Source organism: Gemella haemolysans (assembly GCF_028308085.1).
GTDB classification, from domain to species: Bacteria; Bacillota; Bacilli; order Staphylococcales; family Gemellaceae; genus Gemella; species Gemella haemolysans_D.
Window position 1 is genome coordinate 1 of sequence record NZ_JAQMFS010000032.1, and the last position, 255, is coordinate 255.

Annotated in this window: 1 pseudogene; it reads right to left on the reverse strand. The window is 45.5% G+C overall.

Annotation, left to right across the window (positions count from 1 at the left end):
- Positions 1-255: pseudogene (locus PNO30_RS02790) on the reverse strand (hypothetical protein); the annotation flags it as partial.

Sequence of the window (255 nt, forward strand, 5' to 3'; positions counted from 1 at the left end):
AACACGTCTCCTGTTTCTGTATTTACGTATTTATCTCCATCTTTACCTTGTTTTGGTTCTGGATTTACTTTTCCGTTTAATACGTCTTTTCCATCACGTCCGTCTCTTCCGTCACGTCCTTGCGCTCCATCACGTCCATCGCGTCCTGCTGGTCCTTGGGCTCCATCTTGTCCACGTTCACCTTGAACACCTTGAGCTCCTTTGTCTCCTTTTGGTCCTTTGATGTTTCCTTCTTTTTCCCATGTTCCGTTGTTT